This is a genomic window from Hymenobacter nitidus (assembly GCF_020447315.1).
In the GTDB taxonomy this organism is placed as follows: Bacteria; Bacteroidota; Bacteroidia; order Cytophagales; family Hymenobacteraceae; genus Hymenobacter; species Hymenobacter nitidus.
The window spans coordinates 302,373-320,938 of the sequence record NZ_JAJADQ010000008.1 but is presented as its reverse complement, the minus strand read 5'-3'; the positions used below and the strand labels follow the sequence as shown (position 1 = coordinate 320,938).

Genomic DNA, 18,566 nt, shown 5'->3' with positions numbered 1-18,566 from the left:
CTGCGGCGCGGGGCCGAAGCGTGCATTCTCCTGATTTCCAAGCCGACGCCTGCCCGTATGCTCGTTGCTCCTGCTCCCTCCCCGCCCCCGACTTCCCTGCCGCTTCCCGTCACCGGTCTTAGCGAAGCCGAAGCCCAGCGCCGCCTGCTGGCAAACGGGCCCAACGCGGTGGCATCGGCCGCGGGCGACAACTGGGGCCGCGTGCTGCTCCGGCAGTTTCGCAGCCTGACGGTGGCCGTGCTGGGCGCCGCGGCGGGGTTTTCGTTTGCTTTCGACGAGCGGGCCGAAGGATTTGCTATTCTGGCCGTTATCCTGCTCAACGCCCTGATTGGCTTCTGGCTGGAATGGAATGCCCAGACCTCCATGGCGGCCCTGCGCCGTCTGGGCGTGAGCGTGGCCCGGGTGCTGCGCGACGGGCAGGTGCGGGCCGTGCCGGCCGATGCCGTGGTGGTGGGCGACGTGCTGCTGGTGGAAGCCGGCGAAGTAGTGGCCGCCGACGCCGAGCTAGTTGAGGCCCAGCAGCTGCAGGTCAATGAGTCGGCGCTGACGGGCGAGTCGATGCCGGCAACCAAGCAGCTGACTCCTACCGCCGACGGGGCACCCCTGGCCGAGCAGAGAAACCGCCTCTTCAAGGGCACCGCCGTAGTGAATGGCACCGGCCGGGCCGTCGTTACGGGCGTGGGCGGCGCCACCCAGCTGGGGGCCATTACCACCCTTGTGCAGCAGGCCAGGCACACCGCCACGCCCCTGGAAGTCAAGCTGGAAAACCTGGCCCGCCAGCTTATCTTCATCACCGTGGGCCTGGCTCTGCTCTTTGTGGTGGTGGGCCTGCTGCAGGGAGTTTCGGTGGTTGACTTGCTCAAAACGGCCATCGTGCTGGCCGTGGCTGCCATTCCCGAGGGCATGTCCATCGTGGCCACGCTGGCCCTGGCCAACGGCATGCTGCGCCTGGCCCGCCATCAGGTGCTGGTCAAGCGCCTGGCCGCCGTCGAAACTCTGGGCAGCACCGATATTATTTTCACCGACAAGACCGGCACGCTCACCCAGAACCGCATGGCCGTGCACACCCTCTGGCTGCCCGATGGCCGGGTAGAGCTGGCCGCCGGCACGCCCTCCTTGGGCCCCGGCCACAGCCTGAACGATGCCGCTACCCAGCACCTGCTGCGCGTGGCTGTGCTCTGCAACAACGCCACCTATTCCCCCACCGACGCGGATGCCGCCCTCGGCGACCCGCTGGAAGTGGCCCTGCTGGCCTTGGCCCACCGCAGCCAGTTCGACGTGGCGGGTACCCTGGCCGTGGGCCGCCTGGCCGAGCAGCCCTTCAACTCCGACACCCGCCTGATGGCTACCCTCCACCGCCACACCGACGGCCAGGGCTGGGTGGCGGTGAAGGGCGCGGCCGAAGAAGTACTGCGCAGCTGCACCAGCGTGCAAACCGCCGACGGCCTGCAGCCCCTCACGGCCCAGGAGCAAACCCGCTGGCTGCAGCGCGTAGACGAGCTGGCCCAGGCCGGCCTGCGCACCCTGGCCCTGGCCTACCGCGTGGTGCCCACGGCCGGGCAGCCCGACTGGGCCCACGAGCTGAGCTGGCTGGGCCTGGTGGCCTTCCTGGACCCGCCGCGCCCGGAGGTCATTCCGGCCCTGGAAACCTGCCACCGGGCCGGTATCCGCGTCATTATGGTGACCGGCGACCACCCCGCCACGGCCCTGACGGTGGCCCGGCAGGTGCACTTGCCATTCGACGCGGAGTACGGCGCCATCACGGGCACCGAGCTGGTTCATCTGCTGGCTCACCCCAATGGCGCGGGGCGCCGACGCCTGCGCCACACGGCCGTTTTTGCCCGCGTGAGCCCGGCCCAGAAGCTCGATTTGGTGAGCCTCTACCAGCAGCAGGGCCACGTGGTAGCCATGACCGGCGACGGGGTAAACGACGCGCCGGCCCTGAAGAAAGCCGATATCGGGGTGGCCATGGGGCTGCGCGGCACCCAGGTGGCCGCCGAGGCCGCGGCGCTGGTCCTGCGCGACGATTCCTTTGCCTCCATCGTGACGGCCGTGGAGCAGGGCCGCATTATTTTCACCAACATCCGGCGCTTCGTGCTCTACCTGGTGTCCTGTAACCTGAGTGAAATCCTGGTGGTGACGGCCGCCGGCCTGGCCGGACACGGCATGGGGCTGCTACCCCTGCAGATTCTGTTCCTGAATCTGCTCACCGACGTATTTCCGGCCCTGGCCCTGGGTTTGGGCAAGGGCAGCCCCAAGGTGATGCACGACCCACCCCGCCACCCGCAGGCCCCCATCATGCGCCCCGGCGACTGGCGCCTAGCCACGGCCTACGCCGTACTGATGAGCCTGGTGCTGCTGGCCAGCTACTACGCGGCCCGGCACTACGGCCTGGCCTCGGCGGCCGTGGGCAACAATATCCTGTTCTACGGGCTGGCCGGTGCCCAGCTGCTGCACGTGTTCAACATGGCCGGCGTGGGCACGCCGCTGCGGCACAACGACGTACTGCGCAACGGCTACGTGTGGCTGGCCCTGGCTTTGTGCATCGGCTTGCTGCTGCTCACCTACTTTGTGACGCCCCTACGGACCTTACTCGGCGTGCAGCCCCTCAATCAGCTGGCACTGGGGCTGATTCTGGCTCCCGCAGTCGCTATGCTGGTACTGGGGCAGCTGCTGGGGCTGGGGCTATCCAAGCGGGCAAAACGCTAGCTACGAAGCAATTACTCTAGCTCAACGCACCGCGGGCAGAGATTTTAATGTCGGCAGTGCAGCCATTGGCCGGACTTTACTACAGGGCAACTATTTCGCCCCGCTACCAGAAAACCGGGCATAAAAAAAGGACGCCGATACGACGTCCCCTTTTCCACAACCAAAACACCTAAAAAACTATTCTTTCAGGATTTATGGTGGCAACTTCTGTGCCAGAAAGTCAATACAAAGACCGAGAGCCCGCAGATTTATTGATTATTTTTCGAGAACCGACAACCTTTTCTAGTCCGGCACCAACACCTCCCTTTAGCGAGCACCATGCTGTCGGGCCGCTAGCGGTTCAGGATGGGTTGGCTTGGCTCTCAGCGGTTCACTCCTGCTTGAGGACGCGGGTAATAACGCGGCTCTCATTTACCTGTAACGTTACTAGATACATACCGCTGCGCAGGCCCGACGCGTCGAGTTGTACTTGGTTGGCCCCGGTCCGGACCGGTACGGCCGTCGTGAGCACCGCGCGGCCCAGCAAGTCGGTGAGTTGCACGCTGCCGGCCCCGGCCGTGCGGGCTTCGAAGCTCAGGGTGAAGGCGGTAGAAAACGGACTGGGGTAGGCGGCGAAGGATTCGGCGGCAACGGCCGGGGCAGCGCTTAGCACGGCCGTCAGGTTTTTGGCCCCCCGGAATACCTGGCCGCGCACCTCGCCGCCGGGAAACTGGGCCGTGTGCAGGTTCACGTACATACTATCGGTGCGAAACTGAATGGAGCGGCGCAGCGTGAACGGCTGGGCCGCGTTGTCGGCCTTCCAGAAGCCATAGGCAGCCGTGGGAGCCGTGGCATTGTCGAAGAAGGGCACCAGATTGAAAACCACCGGCCCGGCCTCGTTGCGCCGGCCGGTGTGGAAGTGCCCACCCGTCGGCACTCCGGTCAGGCCGCGCCACACCATCATGAAGTGGGCGTTGTTCTGGTCCCGGTCGATGGACACCAGACCGGAGCCTAGGCCGGGCGTGTTGGTGGGCGCGGGCCGCTCCTGGGCCCCGTTCAGACTGAAAGTGTAGCCCTCGCGCGCCACGCGGTAGACCTGTCCCCGGATTTCGCCCTCCGGATTGGCCGCCGTATTCAACACCAGATTCACGCCGCCGGTCAGGAAGCGGTTGGCGGCCGTGAGGCTCAGCCCACCAAAGGTCACCGAAAAAGCATTAGTAGTCAGCGTTGCCAGATTCACCCGATTCAAGCGCGTGGCAGTGGCATTCGACTGGCCCGCCTCGGCCAGGTACACATCCAGGCTGGTCGGAGCGTCGCTCAAGCCAGTAAACGACAACGTCAGGCGCAGCGTGTCCAGGCCGGCATTCAGGTCGCCCAGGGCCACGGCTTTGGCCGTGGTGGGCAGGGCGGGCACCATCTGGGCGCCGTCGAGGCGTGCGTCGTGGCCCACAAGCCGGGCCCGGCTGGCCAGCTGCCCCCTGATTTCCCCGCCCGGATTAGCCGCCGTGTGCACGTTAATATAGATGTTGCCCGCTTCCAGGGCCGTTACGAAGGCCGGTGTGACACCCACCTCGCCCTCAATGACCTTGCCGGCGAGGTAGGGCCCCAAGTCCAGGATAACGGGGCCCGCCACGCCGGGAGCCCCGTTGTGGAAGTGAGTGGCCGTAACCGGCCCGCTGAGCCCGTCGAACACGGTCCGGAACTTCAGCCGGGTTTTGTCCTGGCTCAGCACGTAGCTGCCCACGCCCAGCGCCGGCGTCGTGACGGGCGGCACTTCCTGGGCCCCGGTGAGCGTGGCGCCGTACAGAAACTCAGTTTCCACCTCAATCTGCCCCCGGATTTCCCCGCCGGGGTTGGCAGCCGTGTGCACGTTGATGTAGTAGTCGCCGCGCAGGTAGCGCCGCAGCTTCAGGTTGTCGAGGTCAGGACCGGTGAGGAAGCCCTGCAGGCGGTTGCCCTGCACAAAGCGCAGCAGATCGGTGACGATGGGGCCGGCCACGCCCCGGCGGCCCAGGTGGGTATGGGCCCCGGTAATGGGTCCGCTCAGGTTGTTGAAGGTGGCGTTCAGAAACAGCGTGTCGCGGGTGGGGTTCAGAGTGAAGCTGGCCACGCCCTGCCCCGGGGTAGTCACGACGGGCACTTCCTGGGCGCCCTCCAGTTTGGCCGATAAGAGCAGGTGGGCGCGCAGGTGGTCGGCCTGAACCCGCCCGGTGAGGCCAAGCAGCAACACTAGCACGGCTAAAAGCTGGGTAGATTTTGGGTACATGGTGAAGGGGATTAGGTGAGGTAAAACAAAGCACTTCCTCTCTCGCACTCGGCAGCTAGCCGCCGATGGTTGCCTGCAACCATTTACTAATTAAGCACTTATTCCCTAACCGAGCTGTACTTCCCGCTTAACTGCTATTCTGCCAAGTTTGGTAAACGGCCCGGGCTTGCCGTATCTTGCGGGCTTTTCCCTCCTATTCTCCTCTCCTATGGAAGCTCCCCGCGACGAATTCATGCGCGAAGCCATTCGCCTCTCAATTGAAAAAATGCAAGCCGGCCACGGTGGTCCTTTCGGGGCCGTAGTGGTGAAGGATGGCCGCATTATCGCCCACGGCTTCAACCAGGTTACCAGCACCAACGACCCCACCTGCCACGCCGAAGTGGATGCCATCCGTAAGGCCTGCCGCGAGCTGGGCACCTTCCAGCTCGACGACTGCGACCTGTACACCAGCTGTGAGCCCTGCCCCATGTGCCTGGGCGCCATCTACTGGGCCCGACCGCGCCGCGTGTTCTACGGCAATACCAAGCAGGATGCGGCCGCCATCGGCTTCGACGACCAGTTTATCTACGACGAAATCGAAAAGCCCCTGTCCGACCGCCAGATTCCGATGACCCAGCTGCTGCCCGACGAGGCCCTGGCCGGTTTTCGGGCCTGGGAAAGCAAAGAAGGCAAAACCGAGTACTAAGCAGGGCCCACCGCGCTTGTTCGCACTTACTTCTCTGACAAAAGGCCTCCTCGGGGGCCTTTTGCTATCTTCAGGGCTATGAAACACTTCCTTCTGAAAACGGCCTGCGCCCTGCTGCTGGCCGCGTGTAGCGCCGACCCCGCCGCCGAGCAACGGGCCATTGCGGCCGTGGAGCAATACGTGAAAACCCAGGTTGACGCTCCCATTACGCCGGTTCACTCCGAAGCCTTTGCCGGCCACCAGGAAGATGCCGACGGCCGCAACCGCAAGGGCTACACGGTCGAGTACACCTTCGAAATGGAGCCCACGCCCGGCAAGAAGGAAAAGGTAACGGCCGTGTACTTCGCCGATACGGCCGGCAACGTCATGCCTTCCACCAAGTAGTTTGCCTGGAACATCTTCTGTTACCAGCGCATGCAACACGGATATTTCTTATTTTTTACCTAAACAGTACGAAACTATTCACGGCGCTAAAGTATTATCCAACCAGTAGCCTGCTGCCCCTGCGGGCCGTTTTAGTTGGTATAATTACAATTTATCCGCCGCCTTTGAAACACCTTGCCGCTACTCTATTCTTCGTATTTCTTGTAGTTCAAACCGTCGTCGCGCAAACCGGCAGCTGGCACCCGCCGGGCGCCGACGCGTCGTTTCCGCGCACCTTGCTGAAGGCTTCGGCCGTTGCGCAGGTGCAGCAGGCTCTGCTCCGGCCCGAGCGGCAGGCCCTCTACGCCAGCCTCTACCAAAGCGCCACGGCCCCGCCCACTTCTGACAATACCTCTGCCGATGGACGCCGGGCCCGCGCTACGCTGGCTAAAAACGCGGCCTTCGTGCTCCTGCTGGACCGCCAGCCTGGCAACGCGCCGCTATCGGCGGCGGAAAAGGCGGCCTTGCTGGCCAGTGCTCAGGCTCTGCTCGAAAGCATCAACACCAGCGTGGAGGTGTACGCCACGCTCAGCAATCCGTCTTCGTACAACGAGTGGCAGTGGCGCTCCAAAGAGCTGATTGACTACCTGATAGCCTACGATTTGCTGCGCGGCGCCGGGCAGACTGATGCTGACCTGGCTGCGGGCAAGCGGCGGCTGCAGGAGTTTGTCGGCAACCTTGATTCGCAGTCGGTAAAGCCCTTCCGGCCGGTGTCGTTCGTCAGCTTCGAGTTTTATAAGCAGGTCAAGAACAACCACGCGCTGATGACGGCGGCCGCGCTGGGCATGGCTGCAGTGGTGCTCAACGACGTGGGCAGCGCCACCCACGTAAGCCGCCGGCCCACGGCCTGGATCAACCACGGGCTGTTCAACATCGACAACGTGCTCTGGCAGGATGCGCAGCGGCAGTCGGACCCGAACGCCGTGGCGGGCTACGCCGAAGGGCCGTACTACTTCAAGTACGCATTTCTGAACTGCCTGCCGTTTTTCCGGGCCATGGGCAATTTCCTGCCCGACAACACGCTGACCTACAGCTTCGGCGGCGTTTCCCGCCCCATTCGCAACCCGTATTACGACCCGCGCTACGACCAGCTCTACGACTGGATTACGGCCATTCTGCTGCCCGATGGCCGCCTGCCCGCCCTGGAAGATTCCTACGTGGATATGGGCATGCCCGAGCTGGCTCTCACCGGCAAAAGCCGCTACGTGAAGCCGCTGCACCTGGGCAATCTGTCGACCAGGCAGCTCAACTCGCTGAACACCCAGCTGCGCGACGCCACCGTGGATATGCGCGCGGCGTATCTGGCTGCCAACCTTGCCCCCACGGCCCCCACCAACCCGACGCTGACGGCCCTGCCCCAGAGTGGCAACCTGGTTTTCCGCTCCGGCAACGACTCCCTGGCCAGCTACCTGCACGTGTACGGCAAGAGCGGCGCGGCCCAAACCAACTCTGGCGGCCACAGCCAGGCCGATGCCAGCAGCTTCCAGCTGCACGCCAATGGGCAGCTGCTGGCCCTGGACCCCGGCTACCTCAGCTACGGCCGCCGCGACTCCCTGGGCAAGGCCACGAACCACAACCTGATTCTGGTCGACAACGCTGGTCCGGCCATCGGGGCTCCCAGCGCCCCCAACGACGCACCGGCCACCATCCGCAATACCTTCCAGACCGGCAAGCTGGCCTACGGCGAAGTGCAGACAACTTACCAAACCGCCACCATCACCCGCAAAACGCTATTTATCCGCAACAGCTACTACCTCCTGGCCGATTTTGTCCGGTCCAATGCGGTGCATACCTACACCTGGCAGCTGCACGGCTACGGCCTGGAAAACGGCCCGGCGGCTACCGGCTCGTTCACCGATAAGCTGGCAGCTGGAGAAGGCATCTGGCAGAAAAATGGGGCCGGGCTACTGGCCCACGTCACGGCTACCGGCGGGGCCAGCGGCTACGGCAAAGCCACCAACCGCCACGAGCTGACCTACAACCAGTCGGAAAAGCACACCACGCTGCTCGTGCAGAAAAGCGGTGCAGCCCAGACGCAGTTTCTGGCGGCCCTGGCCCCGTTCACGACCACGCCACTCAGCGTCGCCACCACCAGCACGGCCACCACGGCCGCTCTGGCTGCCAGCTCCGACTACCAGGACGTAGTCTTTGCCCAGGCCGATACGGTACTGACCTCCGACGCCAGCAACCTGCTGCCGCTAGCCGTGCAGGCCGATGGGCTGGTCAATTTCTACTCGACGGATGCGGCCGGCAGCTTTGCCCAGCTGTTTCTGGAGCAAGGCACGGTACTCTACTACGGCAACATGGCCCATATCCGCTCAGCCAAACGCGCCACGCTCAGCTGGCAGCGGGCCGAGGCGGGACGCTACGTGGGCTACGCCAGCCGGGCCACCACGCTGACTGTTCCGCTGAGCACCGCGCCCACGGCCGTCACCGGCCCCGGCGTGGCAGGCTTTAGCTTCGACGCCGTGACGCGGCAGCTCAGCATCACGCTCACCCAGGCTTCGGAGTTCCAGGTGCTGCTGCCGGCTGCCAACGGGGCAGTCCTGCCGGTCGAGCTGCTGACGTTTGCGGCGGTACGCCAGGCTTCCTCCGTACTGCTCACCTGGAAAACGGCTTCGGAGCATAACAACCGCGGCTTTGCCATCGAGCGGCGCACGGAAGGCGAAAGTCAGTTCCAGCAAGTGGGCTTTGTGGCCGGCCAAGGTACCGCCACGGCGCCGCAGCAGTACCGGTTTCAGGACGCGGGTGCGCCGCTTGCGCAGGTGTATTACCGCCTCAGGCAGCTGGATCAGGACGGCAAAGTCACGTATTCACCCGTGGCCGTGCTGGCGCCGGCCACAGTAGCTCCCACGCTCAGCATAGCCCCGGTGCCGGCCCAGGATGTTGTGCATATTTCCCTGGCGGGCCTCGCCGAACAGCCCGTGCAGCTGACGCTAATCGACCAGCACGGCCGCACGGTGCTGCGGCAGGTGGTGCGCCGTGAGGGGCAGCTCACTGTTCGTCACCTCGCGCCGGGGCTATACTTTCTGCGGGCCCTGGACGCCACCGGCAAACCAGTTGGCAGTAGTCAGAAAGTGTTGATTGCCCGGTAGTCAGTACCCGAAGGCCTGATGCTTCTGAAAAGCAAAAGCCCCGAGCCATTGGAAATGAGCCGGGGCTTTTCTCTGTCCTCAAACGGGCTATTTGCCGCGCATGCCCATCATTTTGGCCATTTGCTGCATGCCGCCTTTGGTAGTGCTCATCTTGTTCATGGTGCGCATCACCTTGCGCATGTCCTCAAACTGCTTCATCAGGTTATTTACCTGCTGAATATCGGTGCCGCTGCCCTTGGCCAAGCGGCGGCGGCGCGAGCCGTTGAGCAGCTCGGGCTGGGCGCGCTCCTGCTTGGTCATGCTCTTGATGATGGCCTCGATAGGCTTGAAGGCGTCGTCGTCGATGTCCACGTCCTTGATGGCCTTGCTCATGCCGGGAATCATGCCCACCAGGTCCTTCAGGTTGCCCATCTTCTTGATCTGCTCCAGCTGGGAGAGGAAGTCGTCGAAGTTGAACTGGTTTTTGCGGATCTTCTGGTTGATGCGCTTGGCCTCGTCCTCATCGAACTGCTGCTGGGCGCGCTCCACGAGCGAGATTACGTCGCCCATGCCCAGAATCCGCTGCGCCATCCGGTCGGGATAGAACATGTCGAGGGCTTCCATCTTTTCACCCGTGGAGATGAACTTGATGGGTTTCTCCACCACGGCCCGAATGGAAAGGGCCGCGCCGCCGCGGGCGTCACCGTCGAGCTTGGTGAGCACCACGCCGTCGAAGTTCAGCCGGTCGTTGAAGGTCTTGGCCGTGTTTACCGCGTCCTGACCCGTCATGGCATCCACCACAAACAGGGTTTCGGAGGGGTTGATGGCGCGCTTCACCTGCTCGATTTCGCGCATCATCTGCTCATCCACGGCCAGGCGGCCGGCGGTGTCGATGATGACTACTTTCTTGTTGTTTTTCTTGGCGTAGGCAATGGCGTTCTGCGAAATCTCGACCGGATTCTTGTTTTCCGGCTCCGAGTACACTTCTACGCCCACCTGCTCGCCCAGCACCTTGAGCTGGTCGATGGCAGCGGGGCGGTAAATGTCGCAGGCCACGAGCAGCACCGTGCGGTTTTGCTTCTTGATAAAGGTAGCCAGCTTGCCGGCGAAGGTCGTTTTGCCCGAACCCTGCAAACCCGAAAGCAGAATCACGGCCGGGTCGCCCTTGAGCACCACATCTTCCTTCGTGCCGCCCATAAGCTGGGTGAGCTCGTCGTACACGATTTTGGTCATGAGCTGGCCCGGCGACACGGTGGTCAGCACGTCGCGGCCCATGGCCTCGTCCTTAATCTTGTCGGTGACTTCCTTGGCCACCTTGTAGTTTACGTCGGCATCGACCAGGGCGCGGCGGATTTCCTTGATGGTGGCCGCGACGTTGATTTCGGTGATGCTACCCTGGCCTTTAAGGGTTTTAAAGGCTTTGTCGAGCTTGGTACTTAAATTATCGAACATCGGTAGATGTGCTGCTTAGTTGCGTGGGTAATGAGGCCCCGGCAAAGCTACGAAGCTCGGCCGGTCGGCGGATGGCAAGCTGAAAGAGGCGGTTTGAACCGGCCATAAACCACGATAATTCTGTGGCTTACAGCCAGTTACAGCTGCAACTCTTTTCCACCTTAACAAACAAGGTACGCGAAACGTCGACGCTTCGCTCCCCAAAATTAGCCAGAAAACCCCAAAAGCCGACAGGTGCTTACCTTCGCGCTCCGAAACCGCTCAAATCAGCTTTCTTTCTACTCTATGCGCCTGCTCGTCATTACGTATTACTGGCCGCCTTCCGGGGGCGCCGGCGTGCAGCGGACGTTGAAGTTTGTGAAGCACCTGCCCGGCTTCGGCGTGGAGTGCACCGTGGTTACCGTCGACCCGGAGAAGGGCGCCTATCCGGTGCTGGACGAGTCGTTGGCGGCCGAAATTCCGGCCGGGGTGCGCGTTATCCGCACCGGCACGTCCGAGCCCTTTGGTTCCTACAAGAAGCTCACCGGCCGCCAGCAGATTCCCTACGGGGGCTTCGCCAACGAAAGCAAGACCAGCCTGCAGCAGCAGTTTTTCAAGTTTGTGCGCGGCAATCTGTTTATTCCCGACCCGCGCCGGGGCTGGAATTCCCACGTGCTGCGGGCCGTGGCCGAGTTGCTGGCCCAGGGCGAAACCTTCGACGCGGTGCTCACCAGCTCGCCGCCCCACTCCACCCAGCTGATTGGCCTGACGCTGAAGAAACGCTATGGCCTGCGCTGGCTGGCCGACATGCGCGACCCCTGGACCGATATTTACTACACCAAGGAGCTAAACAAAACCCGCTTTGCCCGCTGGCTCGATGCGCGCTACGAGCGCCAGGTGCTGGAGCAGGCCGACGCGGTGCTGATAACCAGCCCCGACACCAAGCGCCTGTTTCTGGGCAAGTCGCCCCAGCTGACCGACGGCAAGTTTCACGTCATCCCGAACGGCTACGACGAGAGTGACTTCCGCGCGCCTTCTACCCCACCCCACGACGCGCTGCTGATAACCCACACCGGCACGATTTCGGAAACCTACCACATCGAGAAGTTCCTTAGGGCCTGCGCCGAGTGCGCCCGGCGCCACCCCGCGGTGCCGCTGCGGCTGCGCTTTGTGGGCCAGGTGTCGGCGGGCGTGCAGGCGCAGATTGCTGCGGCGGGCCTTACCGAGCGGACCGAGCTCGTGCCGTTTGTACCGCACGACGAGTCGGTGCGCTACCTGCTGCGGGCCTCGGTGCTGCTCATGGCCATTCCCGACGTGGACCACAATTTCGGGATTCTGCCCGGCAAGGTGTTCGAGTATCTGGCCGCCAACAAGCCCATTATCTGCGTTGGCCCGGTGGGTTCGGATGCGGATAATCTGCTGCAGGAATGCAGCGCGGGCCACGCCTACGCCTACGACGCCTACGAAACCATGCTTGGCTACCTGGAAGAGCTGGCCGCGCAGTGGCAGCAAAACCCCAACCTGGATTTGCCGGCCCTGAACCACGCCCGCTATTCGCGTCGTGCCCTCACCAAACGGCTGGTGGAGCTCATTGGCAGATCCTAGAACGCCATTCCGAGCCCCGCGGGGCATGGTTGCGGGGAAGAGAGCATCTTGAGAAAGAACGGTCATGCTGAGCGAAGTCGAAGCATGACCGTTCTTTCTCAACAACATCAGCTCGCGAGATGCTTCGACTTTTCTCAGCATGGCGGGCTTTCAGCAGGCCTTTCTGAGCTACTTGCGCAGCTTCCCCAACAGTCCTTTGAGCTTAGCTAGCACCCGGCTAGCTACCTCGGCCCGCAAATCAACCCAGGCGGAGCGGGCCAGCTGTCGGCCCTGCCACTGCCCGATGGCCTCGGCGGTGCGCTGGGCCAGGGTGCGGTAGTGCGGGCGCTGGTAGTGGCGCAGGTTGTTGGTCACGTCGGCCGGGGTTTGCACGAAGTCGCGCACGTCGATGACGAAGCAGTTGTCGGTCGTAGCCACAAAGTCGGCCAGGGCCTGGTTCATGGCCTGGTGGCGCGGCAGCCCGCCGGTTTCGCCCGACCCGGGCACGTCGATTTCGGCCCCGTTGAGCAAGAAGATGGGAATTTCGGGCGGTATCTGCGCCCGCAGCCAAGCCAGGTTCTGCTGAAAGCGGGTCGGGGAAATCTGGCCCTCGAAGCTGAACTCCCGCTGGAACCGACGCAGAAAATCTTCGTCCATTCCCCGAAACCGGCGCTGGGCGTATTTCGCGGCCTGGGCGGCGGGCTCCACGGCCGTCAGATTCTGGTAGCCGCCAAACGGCACCTCAATACCCGTGGCTTTTTCGCGGTACAGCTCCTGGGTGTAGTCCATCAGGGGGCTGTACACCAGCACGTCGTAGTCGTTGGTCCAGAGCTTGGTATCGAAAGCCTCCCGACCCAGAAAAGGCAGTTCCGTAGCCAGGCGCTGCTTTTCCGGAGCGGGCAGCTCCCGGCCCTGGCGCAGCAGCGCGGTGTGCTCCACGTGGACCGGAATCTGGTTTTCGTTGTTGAAGTTGAACTCCTCCTCCACCGTCAGGTCGTAGGCCTGCAAAAAAGGCGTGAGCTGGCCCAGGTCGCAGCCGCCCTTAAGCAACACGCGCAGTCGGTTGGCCGCAGGTTTGGCCGCCGTTTCGGCTGGGTCCGCAGCCGCAGTTTCCTCGGTTTCGATGGTTATCCAGTCGGGCTTGTCGTGCCCATTTAGCTTGGTAGCAACGTCGCCCTGCACTTCCAACGTAGGAAAGCCCAGCCAGGCGTAGGTGAACTGCTCGACGCCCAGATGCAGGATGCGGCAGGAAAACACGAGCTGCGCCAGCCGGTTTTCAGCCACCTGCACGCAGTACACGCCCACCAGGCCATAGTCGCCGAACCGGTCCTGCACCCGCACCGTGCCCCAGCGCTGCTGTGGGTTCTGCAAATCGGCCCGCAGGCTTTCCTGGCTGACGCGCTGCTTGGTGAAATTGAGCTGGTTGGAGCGGTTGATGAGCTCCTCCAGCCGGTCGAGGTCGGGCAGCACTTCGGCGCCCTCCCGGAACTGAATCCGCACCTGGGAGTCGCGCAGGAATGCCAGATTGTCCTGGTAGCCGGAGCGGGCCTGCTGCTGGCGCTCCAGCAACTTATACTGCTCCAGGCGGCTGAACGTGGGGTCGGGCTTGCCGCTGGCGCGCAGCACCGGGGCCAGCTGGGCCAGGTCGGCGGGGTCGGCTACCTGCAGCTGGGGGTTGTAGAACTGCGCCTCGGCCCGGTTGATGGGGTTGTCGTCGAGAAACAGGGCATTGGGTGCCCGCAGCTGCATCTTTTCCAGCAGGTCCTTGATAATCGGGCCCTTGGGCTGCCAGCTGATCTGGGGAAAAACGAACAGGTCGCGGATACCCAACTCCACCAGTTGGGCTTCGGCCGGGGCAAAGTCGTTTTTGGAGACAATGGTGTGCACAATACCCCGGGCGGCGGTGTCGCGCACCAATTGCAGGTTGTCCGCCAGTGCCTCCACGGCTCCTTCCGAGAGGGTGCCCCGCCAGAACGTGTCGTCCAGGTCCCAGATAACGACTTTGATGGGCTCGGGCATAGGTAATTCGCAGTTATTCGTTTTTCGGCTTGAGTCGATTTCAGCCCGGTTTACAGCTAGCCGACACTGGTTTGGCAGCAGCACTACGACCGAAATCAACCTCTAAACACCAACAAGCCACAAAAGTACGGAAGCTAGGCGGGGAATGCCTACTTTTGCCCTCCTTTCGCCCGCCGGGCGGCAACGGATTTCCTCTACTTATGAGCCTCGACTTAAATCATAAATCCATCCTGGTAACGGGTGGCACCGGTTCTTTCGGCAAACAATTCGTCCAGACCGTCTTCGAGAAGTTTCCGCAGGTGAAGCGCCTGGTGGTGTACTCGCGTGACGAGCTGAAGCAGTACGAAATGTCGCAGGTGTTTCCGCACACCAAGTACCCGGCCATCCGCTACTTCATTGGCGACGTGCGCGACGGGGAGCGGCTCAAGCGCGCCTGCGAAGGCATCGACGTGATTGTGCACGCCGCGGCCCTCAAGCAGGTACCCGCCGCCGAGTATAACCCGATGGAGTGCATCAAAACCAACATCTTCGGGGCCGAAAACGTCATCAACGCCGCCCTCGACTGCGGCGTGCAGCACGTGGTGGCCCTGAGCACCGACAAAGCCGCGGCCCCCATCAACCTGTACGGGGCCACCAAGCTGTGCTCCGATAAGCTCTTCGTGGCGGCCAACAATATGAAAGGCTCGCGCGATTTGCGCTTTTCGGTGGTGCGCTACGGCAACGTAATCGGCTCCCGGGGTTCGGTAGTACCGTTTTTCCTGCAGCGCCGCACCACGGGCGTGCTGCCCATCACCCACCCCGACATGACGCGCTTCAACATCTCGCTGGAGCAGGGCGTGGATTTGGTGCTGTATGCGCTGGAGCACGCCTGGGGCGGCGAAATCTTCGTGCCCAAGATTCCCTCCTATAAAATCACGGAAGTAGCCGAGGCCATCGGCCCCGAGTGCAAGCACGAAATTGTGGGCATCCGGCCGGGCGAGAAGCTGCACGAGGCCATGATTACGGAAACCGACGCGCTGAGCACCGTGGAACTGGCCAAGTACTACGTGATTCTGCCCTTCACCCCGCGCTGGGACGTGGAGGAGTTCATCAAGCACTTCGACGGCAAGCGGGTGCCCGACGGCTTCCACTACGACTCGGCCAACAACCAGGAGTGGCTGACCGCCGAGCAGATCCGGGAAGAAATCCGCCGGCACGTGGATGCCGACTTTGAGGTGTAATCTTACCGTTGGCCGCTTCTCACAAGTTCATAAAAAAGGCTCCGCAGTACTGCGGAGCCTTTTTTATGAACTTGTGAGAAGCGGCGCTTATTCCACCACCAGCTTCTTGCTGGCCACGCCGGCCGGGCCGCTGAGGCGCACAGTGTAGATGCCTTTGGCCAGCCCGGTGAGGGGCAGCAGCACGGGCGCCTGGGGCTGGTTGGCCCGCAGAGTCTGCGCGTGTACCGTCTGCCCCAGGCTGTTTACCACCGTTATGCTGGCCCCGGCCTGGTGTAGAGCTGCGGGCAGCGTGAGGGCTGCCTGCGCACGGGCCGGGTTCGGGTACAGCGCGACCTGCGCGCTGAGCTGCCCCGACGTGCTGGCCAGCACCTGACCAGCGCCGAACACCAGCTCGAACCGGGAATCGAGCGACCCGGCCGTGCTGCTGAACGTGTAGGCGGGCTGCTCCCGCAGATTTACCAGGGCTCCGGTTTGCGTATCGCGCAGGTACACCGGCGTGCCGGCCGGCAGGTTGAGCACCTGCATGGCTTGTAAGGAGTAGCTGCCGCCGCGCGGGGTATACACACTCAGCGGCACGGTCAGGACGGCAGTGCCCAGGGTGTTGGGCAGGCCGCAGATAGACAGTGGCTCGGCGCCGGCCCGCACGGCCAGCGCCGCTACTTCGCCGGTCGTGATTTTGTAGGCGTCGAAGGCGGCATCGAAGCCCGCCGTGGCACCCTGCTCAAAGTACACATAAGCGGCGTCGTGCCGCGGGCCGCTTACCAGATCGAGCTGTACCAGGGGGCGGGTTTCGGCGGTAGCTCCGCGGTTGAAATCAGGGCTCAGGTAGGAAGTCAGGCGAGCCGCATTGGTGAAATTCAGGCTGCCGCTGGTGCCGGGGCTGGCAACGCGCACGAAGAAGCCCTGGCCGGAGCCAATGTAGCGGGCCGTGCCCACGCCATTCACGTAGCTCTCGTAGCTGCCATCGTACTGCCCCGACGACTTAAACACGTACACCGAGTTGAGCAGATTGGTAGCACCCGGAAAAGTCAGGTTCCAGTCGATGGGGGCCGGGTAGGGATTACCCAGTAGCTGCCAGCCGCCCGCGGCGTCGGCAGTGCGCGTCAGGCCGCTGCGGGTGATGGGGCCGTTGTTGAGCGTGCCGTCAAACTCCACCAGGCGGCTTGCCTCGATATTAACCGTGTAGCCCACCCCGGGCTGCATGGCCTCCGAAGCCCGGCCCGGCGAGTACCAGCCGGCATCGAAGCCCTGGTTGCCGGCCGTGGCCGCCGTCACGAGGCGCTGCTGGTCGTAGCCAAAGACGGTGGGAAAAGGCGTGACGGTGCCCGGAAACTCGGCCGTGTTATAGGCCGTGTTGAAGACGGGCGAGAAGCCCGAGGTCTGCAAGCTGGCGAAGGTGGCATTGCTCACCGGGGCCGAGTAGTGGCGGTAGCCCAGGCCACCATTGAGGCCCGGCGCAATGTAGCGCTGCACCACGGCCCGACCCACCACGGCAAAGCTGCCATTGTTGACCACCATGGCCGTGCCGCTCGCCGAGGAGGCAAGCACTACCGCGGCCAGCGGCGTATTCAGGTTGGCATTCAAGGTAAGTATGCCCGAAACCACTACCGCCACATTCAGCTGCGTGGTTGCGCCCGTAGCAAGCGTCAGGTTTCGGATGCTGAGAATCCGCTGCCCCCCAATGGCGTGCGGCCCGGCCCCGACCATTTGCACTTCCCCGCTACCGGTGAAGGTTCCGCTGTTCAGCAGGCTACCGCCCACCGAAAAAGTACCGTTTACGACCATCGACGCGCCGCTTTCAACGGTGAAGCTGCGCACGGCAGCTGAGGCGCTGAGTACGGGCATGCGCACCGCGGAGGACTTAATAATCACGTCATCGGTGCTCCCTGCCACGTAGCCGGCACTCCAGTTCGCCGGGTCGGTATAGACGGTGCTGACGGCCCCGGTCCACTCGTTTGCCACGAAGGCGTTGGGGAAGTTGGGCAGGCCATTTTGCCCAGCCCGCGTACCTAACGACACGGTATTTTCCCGGAACGCACAGGCAGAGCCGAAGGCATTAGGCTGCTCAATAGAGTTTAAATAGGTTTTGTTGAGGGCGGAAAGATAAATCTTGCCATTAGGAGCCCCCTGTATAGCAACTGACAGACCCGAAACCGACCCGATTAGCTGGCGCGAAGTCTGGATGGCTGCCGCCGAGCCGGCCAGCAAATTGAATTGGTAGATGCTGCTGTCGAAGCCACCATCCGAGTACATCGTGGTATACAGGCGGGAGTTATCGGGCGAAAACTCTATTCCGTAGTAATAGGTGCTCAACCCTGACAAGCCGAGGTAGTTTGACACCGTGCCGGTGGCTTTATCAAAGTCATATAACTCAAAGCCGTTGTCACGCTGCGCCAGTGCCAGTTTCGAGCCATTGGGCGAAATGCGCATGTAGCCTACGGCATTAGCCGCCCCGAAAAAGCTGCCGCCGCCCTGGTGAACCGGACCAACGGTGCTGGCCAGGGGCGTCGCGCTAATGCCCGCGGAGGAAAGCAAAAAGCTATAGAAGCTGTTCGACTGCCAGCCGTGCACCACAATCCAGTAATCATGGCCGTTGGCGTGCAAAGCGGCCGTGAGCTTTTCCGTTACTTTCCCGGTCAAGGTCGGCGTCGGCAGCCGAACCGCTTTGGTGGCCGTCACATCGCCCAGCCCGTTGCGCAACGACATATCAATAATAGAGTAGCGGAGCCCACCCGCCAAGTTGTTGTCGATGGCATCCACGGTAAACAGGTAGTACAGAGTAGCACTACCCGGCGCCCGCAACAACAGCGCTCCTTGTGAAGACGAGTTGTGGCCTCCTAATGCTCCGCCGTTGGGCATTACCTGATGGGTAGCATCCCAGACCTGTTCCCCGTTGCTGTACATGAGCAGCTGCCCCGCACCATTCGAAATTGAGGCGGCCCCTTCGTACGAGGTCATGGCACTGCTGGCAACCGCCGCTGGGCTACCACCGGCAAAGCTGACGCCGGCTTGATTGCCGAAATACCAGTTGCTACTTTCCTTTTGGGCCTGAGCCGGCGACAGGCAGAAAAGAGCACAAAACATGAATACCAGGCACTGTAGTGCCCCTTTGTAGATGTGTTTCATTCAAGGATAATAGGAGGCGCGAAATAAATACCGGCTTACACAAAACTGTT

10 protein-coding genes are annotated in these 18,566 nt (G+C 62.8%); 6 read left to right on the top strand and 4 right to left on the bottom strand.

Annotation, left to right across the window (positions count from 1 at the left end):
* Window positions 1-57: 57 nt before the first annotated feature.
* Window positions 58-2,709 carry a cation-translocating P-type ATPase gene (locus tag LGH70_RS16495; RefSeq protein ID WP_226187773.1) on the top strand — a complete coding sequence of 884 codons (2,652 nt, stop codon included), beginning with the start codon at window positions 58-60 and terminating at the stop codon, window positions 2,707-2,709.
* Window positions 2,710-3,079: 370 nt separating this feature from the next.
* On the opposite strand, the gene LGH70_RS16490 is transcribed toward LGH70_RS16495, so the two are convergent.
* Window positions 3,080-4,954 carry a CHRD domain-containing protein gene (locus tag LGH70_RS16490; RefSeq protein ID WP_226187771.1) on the bottom strand — a complete coding sequence of 625 codons (1,875 nt, stop codon included), beginning with the start codon at window positions 4,952-4,954 and terminating at the stop codon, window positions 3,080-3,082.
* 208 nt (window positions 4,955-5,162) lie between these two features.
* Between LGH70_RS16490 and LGH70_RS16485 the strand changes: the two genes are divergently transcribed.
* The 3 genes from LGH70_RS16485 (at window position 5,163) to LGH70_RS16475 (ending at window position 9,157) form a co-directional block, all read left to right on the top strand.
* Entirely contained in the window at window positions 5,163-5,639 is a 477-nt protein-coding gene (locus LGH70_RS16485) for a nucleoside deaminase (RefSeq protein WP_226187769.1), read from the top strand.
* Between the two features lie 78 nt (window positions 5,640-5,717).
* Window positions 5,718-6,023 (top strand): hypothetical protein, encoded by a 306-nt coding sequence (locus tag LGH70_RS16480; protein ID WP_226187766.1) that lies wholly within the window; start codon window positions 5,718-5,720, stop codon window positions 6,021-6,023.
* A 164-nt stretch (window positions 6,024-6,187) separates the two neighbouring features.
* Window positions 6,188-9,157 carry a heparinase II/III domain-containing protein gene (locus tag LGH70_RS16475; RefSeq protein ID WP_226187764.1) on the top strand — a complete coding sequence of 990 codons (2,970 nt, stop codon included), beginning with the start codon at window positions 6,188-6,190 and terminating at the stop codon, window positions 9,155-9,157.
* Between the two features lie 87 nt (window positions 9,158-9,244).
* On the opposite strand, the gene ffh is transcribed toward LGH70_RS16475, so the two are convergent.
* Complete coding sequence (gene ffh / locus LGH70_RS16470) at window positions 9,245-10,588, bottom strand: signal recognition particle protein (protein ID WP_226187762.1); 1,344 nt, start codon at window positions 10,586-10,588, stop codon at window positions 9,245-9,247.
* Window positions 10,589-10,873: 285 nt separating this feature from the next.
* Here ffh and LGH70_RS16465 point away from each other — a divergent pair, with 285 nt between their 5' ends.
* Window positions 10,874-12,172 (top strand): glycosyltransferase family 4 protein, encoded by a 1,299-nt coding sequence (locus LGH70_RS16465; protein ID WP_226187760.1) that lies wholly within the window; start codon window positions 10,874-10,876, stop codon window positions 12,170-12,172.
* Between the two features lie 168 nt (window positions 12,173-12,340).
* Here the strand turns inward: LGH70_RS16465 and LGH70_RS16460 are convergent, their stop codons facing one another.
* Complete coding sequence (locus tag LGH70_RS16460; RefSeq protein WP_226187758.1) at window positions 12,341-14,170, bottom strand: hypothetical protein; 1,830 nt, start codon at window positions 14,168-14,170, stop codon at window positions 12,341-12,343.
* Between the two features lie 200 nt (window positions 14,171-14,370).
* Here LGH70_RS16460 and pseB point away from each other — a divergent pair, with 200 nt between their 5' ends.
* Window positions 14,371-15,390 carry a UDP-N-acetylglucosamine 4,6-dehydratase (inverting) gene (pseB, locus tag LGH70_RS16455; RefSeq protein ID WP_226187756.1) on the top strand — a complete coding sequence of 340 codons (1,020 nt, stop codon included), beginning with the start codon at window positions 14,371-14,373 and terminating at the stop codon, window positions 15,388-15,390.
* Window positions 15,391-15,477: 87 nt separating this feature from the next.
* Here the strand turns inward: pseB and LGH70_RS16450 are convergent, their stop codons facing one another.
* The gene (locus LGH70_RS16450) at window positions 15,478-18,348 is read right to left on the bottom strand and encodes a DUF8693 domain-containing protein (RefSeq protein WP_226187755.1); all 2,871 of its coding nucleotides are present in this window, start codon (window positions 18,346-18,348) and stop codon (window positions 15,478-15,480) included.
* Window positions 18,349-18,566 lie beyond the last annotated feature (218 nt).

What these genes read in the sequence shown, in the direction of transcription:
- LGH70_RS16495 (WP_226187773.1), top strand. Translation starts at nt 58, where the DNA reads ATGCTCGTTGCTCCTGCTCCCTCCCCGCCCCCGACTTCCCTGCCGCTT.
- LGH70_RS16490 (WP_226187771.1), bottom strand. Translation starts at nt 4,954, where the DNA reads ATGTACCCAAAATCTACCCAGCTTTTAGCCGTGCTAGTGTTGCTGCTT.
- LGH70_RS16485 (WP_226187769.1), top strand. Translation starts at nt 5,163, where the DNA reads ATGGAAGCTCCCCGCGACGAATTCATGCGCGAAGCCATTCGCCTCTCA.
- LGH70_RS16480 (WP_226187766.1), top strand. Translation starts at nt 5,718, where the DNA reads ATGAAACACTTCCTTCTGAAAACGGCCTGCGCCCTGCTGCTGGCCGCG.
- ffh (WP_226187762.1), bottom strand. Translation starts at nt 10,588, where the DNA reads ATGTTCGATAATTTAAGTACCAAGCTCGACAAAGCCTTTAAAACCCTT.
- LGH70_RS16465 (WP_226187760.1), top strand. Translation starts at nt 10,874, where the DNA reads ATGCGCCTGCTCGTCATTACGTATTACTGGCCGCCTTCCGGGGGCGCC.
- LGH70_RS16460 (WP_226187758.1), bottom strand. Translation starts at nt 14,170, where the DNA reads ATGCCCGAGCCCATCAAAGTCGTTATCTGGGACCTGGACGACACGTTC.
- pseB (WP_226187756.1), top strand. Translation starts at nt 14,371, where the DNA reads ATGAGCCTCGACTTAAATCATAAATCCATCCTGGTAACGGGTGGCACC.
- LGH70_RS16450 (WP_226187755.1), bottom strand. Translation starts at nt 18,348, where the DNA reads ATGACCTCGTACGAAGGGGCCGCCTCAATTTCGAATGGTGCGGGGCAG.